The following is a 4,031-nucleotide window of genomic DNA, read 5'->3' as shown; positions in this document are numbered from 1 at the left end:
TGGGGTCGCGCTTATGGCAATGCGAAATTAACCAAGAGAAGCAAAGTAAGGAAAGTTCCTATAAATTATGAGGTTTATGAAAGCGATAACCTTGTCAAGATTGTTGATGAAACAGAATAAAGAACGGTGTGGGGGGGGGGGCTTAAAAAAATATCTTGTTTCTGATTATAACTATTAAAAATAGATTAGAATCAGATTAGAAAAATCCAATATGGGGGAAACAAAATATCTTCTTTCAGGAGGCTTTTCTCTTATGTTTTGGTTCACAAGCGTAGAAAAAAAATATAAATTTACAGATGATATAAGATCAATTGGAACACACGCGGTTTATCGTATTAAAGCTGTTAAGGATTTTGGTGATGTTAAAGCAGGTGATTTAGGTGGTTTTATAGAAAAAGGAAAAAATTTATCCCATTACGGCGACTGTTGGGTATATTCTGGCGCTTGTGTCTATGGCAATGCCAAAGTCTATGACAATGCTAGAATTTATGACGATGCTGAAATCTATGACGATGCTAGAATTTATGGCAATGCTAGAATTTATGGCAATGCTAAAGTTTACGGCAAAGCCTGCGTTTATGAGAATGCTAAAATCTGTGACAATGCTAAAATTTATGACGATGCTAGAATTTATGGCAATGCTAAAGTCTATGAATTTTCGGAAGTTTATGGGAAAATCGGTGCTTTTAGAGCCTATATTCACGAAATTACCGAAGTTTATGGCTATGCAAAGATTTATGGCAATGCCAAAGTCTATGACAATGCTAAAATTTATGACGATGCTGAAATCTATGACAATGCTAAAATTTATAAAAGCGCAGAAGTTCTAGGTAATGCCAAAGTCTATGAGAATGCCAAAATCTATGAAAATTCCAAAATCTATGGCAATGCTAAAGTTTACGGCTATGCCGAAGTTTTTGGCAATGCTAAAGTTTATAAAAACGCTGAAGTTTTTGGCAATGCTAAAGTTTATAACGGGACTGCAATTTTAGGTAAGTTAGATTGTGATATCCGAAAACCTAACAATTAAACTATAAATCATCTAGAAAACACGAGATAGTGGATAAATGACAAGCTTTTTCACATTATAATAAAAACTCGTAATTATATACTTTAATGCTGTTTTAAAATTTTATTGTTATCTTAAAAATTACCCTCTTATAGAACAATCTAATGTTACTATAACATCTTTAGATTTTACGCTCGTCAATTTTGGCGAACGTTAATTTGTTTCTTTTTATGCGATTAACAATCCAATCGTTAAAACAAGATGTGATCTTTAAACGTATGTTATAGATCATTCCAAACGACTAAATTTTAAAACAATGCGATTTTTAAGTGATAAAAACGTATCATAAAATTTATGAACTGTTATAAATGGTAGCTGCTTTTCATTTCATTTGAATACACACATGCGTTATAATATTTACATCATGATTTGCTTTTTATGATCTATTCATACATGGCAATTGTTTATAAAAAATGGTCAAATGAATCATGCATAAAAGTGTGGATTCTTAAGTGGATTCATATAAAATAATTGCACTCAACATATTGACTTTATTGTGTTTTTTATGATAATGTGATGTTTGGGGAAAAAGCTTCAAGAGCAGGATGCGTATATTAGAGCGCAGCAAGATGTGCAAAGGCAAGCGATTGAATATCAAGAATTTAATGGACATTTGAACCAGTTTTTAGAAAATTCTGTTGCATCTGTTAAAGATAAATACAGTGATTTTGATGCAGCAGCGAATTTTCTTTATGAGACGCGTGCGAAGCAGTTGAATGCATGGTCAAGCGTTTATCCAGATTATGCCAATAAGAGCACGATAGATGCGATTATAGGGGATGAGTTGCGTACGATTGTAGCGACGTGTGCACAAAGAAATCTCAATCCGGCAGAAGAGCTTTATAAGATAGCCCAAAACTGCGGTTATCAGAACCAAGTCGTACAAGCTCATCATCAAGTTGCAGCGCTTGAGAGTCGTCAGAATTCTGCGAGGACTTTAACAGCTTCTGGTGGAGGAGGAAATGTTGGTCCGATGACTAAAGAGGCTCTTGCCAATATGTCAGAGAAAGAATTTGATGTTTGGATATCCAATCCGAAGAATGAAGCGCGTTTTTACGAAATCATGGGTGCAAATCCAGATTAGGCAACAGATATTAACAGCATAATCCGCTTTTGATGCGGGTTTTCCACCGGCTTAAAGCCGGTTTTTTTTACAGCAAAGAAAGGTGAAATCAAAAATGACAACAACACATATCATGACCCATGATCCGCAAGCGGTGAAACTGTGGTCAAAAAAATTAAGCAATGAAGTTTTAAAAGCAACGAAAATAGCCCCGTTGATAGGGAAAAGCTCAAACAGCATTATCCAGCTTTACAACGAAACCCATAAGAGTGCAGGGGATAGCGTTACATTTAGCCTGCTTGTGAATTTATTTGGGGATGGTGTCACACAGGGAGAAACCTTAGAGGGGAATGAAGAAGCGCTTCAATTTATGAATGATAGGTTAGTCATTAACGAGCTCTTACATGCAGCACGTGTTGCCAATGATGACTCGATTGATCAACAGAGAATTCTACCGAATTTACGCAAGAAAGCCAAAGAAGGTTTGGTTCGCTGGTATGCCAATCGTTTAAGCATCATGTTCTTTTTACAGGTGTGTGGTTATACAGCAAGTACTCTTAGTGTTGATGGTCGAGAAGTCTATATTAAGCCGGTTCATTACGGTTTTAATCCGATTATGGCGCCAAGCAGTGAACGTATTATACGTCCTGATGGCAAGACCAAGGATGAAGATCTCAACGATAAAGCCAAACATAGCTTTAGTCTTAAATTGATTGATGAAGCGGTAAAACAAGCCAAACTTGCTAATCCGCAAATCACTCCGGTTCATGTCAACGGTGATGATGTATATGTTTTGTATTTGCACCCAACCCAAGTGATGCAATTGCGTACCAATACAGCCGCTGGTGAATGGTTAGATATCCAAAAATCTGTTTATGCAACGTCTCGTGCGAAGAACCCCATCTTTGATGGTTCGCTTGGCATGTATAATGGTGTTGTTTTACGCGAAGCAATCCATGTCACCCACGGTGTTAAATCCACCGATAATACAGCGGTAAAAAGTGTACGTCGTGCGGTGTTCTTAGGAGCCCAAAGTGCAGTGATAGGTTTTGGGAAAAATCACAGTGCAACGCATTATACTCTTAAGGAAGAATATTTTGATTATGAACGTGAATTTGGTGTTGCCGCCAAAACGCTAATAGGCATGAAAAAAACACGTTTCCAAATGCCAGGTAGTGCACAGACAGCGCAAGATTTTGGAACGATTGTTATCCCCACCTACAGCGGTGAAGCAGCAGCATAATCATAAAGAAGGAGAAAAGAGATGGCAGATTATTTACCAGCCCCATTGCAGGGCAGAAATCTTCACACCCAACAGGTGAGTTTCTTACGATTGAATATCTCACATAAAGATAAGCATCTTACCGAGAAAATAGGGATCTTACCCCGTGGAGCTGTGATTACTTCGATTAAAGCCTTTGTGAAGACAGCATTTCCAGAGGCGAAATTGAAGATAGGGAGCACCTATGGGGGGAGTGAACACGGTGAGAAAGAGATCAAAACCCAAAGCACACAGGACTTTACGCCAACAGATCAAAAGGCTTTTATTGCGGATGATAAGGAGACTACCCTTTATGCCACCCGCGATAAAACAACGGCAGCTGGTGAATGTGTTGTGGTTGTGCAATTTGTTACCAATCACTGAAATGAAGGGGAGAGAGATCTTCACTCCCCTTCAGTTTAAGAGGTAGAAGATTGTACAATCAATTGCAAATTAAGGGCAGATAACACAGCAACTAAAGTCGAAAGCTTAGGGTCACCAGTTTTACTTAAGGAGCGATATAAGCCACTGCGTTCACGGTTTGTTTCTTTTGCTAAAGCACTCATATTTTGAGCACGAGCAACAATTCCGATGGCATCAGCTATATGAGCAGCATCACCTGTTTTGAAAGCTTCATT

The 4,031-nt window shown here is 37.9% G+C and carries 4 protein-coding genes and 1 pseudogene; 4 read left to right on the top strand and 1 reads right to left on the bottom strand.

Going from position 1 to position 4,031, the window contains the following annotated elements; translation table 11 throughout:
• Nucleotides 1-211 precede the first annotated feature (211 nt).
• From PVV68_RS09690 to PVV68_RS09675, 4 genes and pseudogenes are all read left to right on the top strand, one after another.
• On the top strand, nt 212-1,030 hold the full coding sequence (locus PVV68_RS09690; RefSeq protein ID WP_273782983.1) for a hypothetical protein: 819 nt from the start codon (nt 212-214) through the stop codon (nt 1,028-1,030).
• 559 nt (nt 1,031-1,589) lie between these two features.
• Nucleotides 1,590-2,153, top strand: a pseudogene (locus PVV68_RS09685) (hypothetical protein); the annotation flags it as partial.
• A gap of 94 nt (nt 2,154-2,247) precedes the next feature.
• Nucleotides 2,248-3,375 carry a N4-gp56 family major capsid protein gene (locus PVV68_RS09680; protein ID WP_273782982.1) on the top strand — a complete coding sequence of 376 codons (1,128 nt, stop codon included), beginning with the start codon at nt 2,248-2,250 and terminating at the stop codon, nt 3,373-3,375.
• A 21-nt stretch (nt 3,376-3,396) separates the two neighbouring features.
• Nucleotides 3,397-3,777: a hypothetical protein gene (locus tag PVV68_RS09675; RefSeq protein ID WP_273757220.1), complete on the top strand. Its 381-nt coding sequence runs from the start codon at nt 3,397-3,399 to the stop codon at nt 3,775-3,777.
• Nucleotides 3,778-3,812: 35 nt separating this feature from the next.
• Here PVV68_RS09675 and PVV68_RS09670 read toward each other — a convergent pair.
• Nucleotides 3,813-4,031, bottom strand: a 219-nt coding sequence (locus tag PVV68_RS09670) for an addiction module antidote protein (RefSeq protein ID WP_273782981.1), incomplete at its 5' end; no start/stop codon positions are given.

The sequence above is a fragment of the Bartonella sp. ML69XJBT genome, assembly GCF_028618515.1.
Classification (GTDB): domain Bacteria; phylum Pseudomonadota; class Alphaproteobacteria; order Rhizobiales; family Rhizobiaceae; genus Bartonella.
The sequence above is the reverse complement of the archived record's forward strand: the minus strand, read 5'-3'. Positions and strand labels throughout refer to the sequence as shown.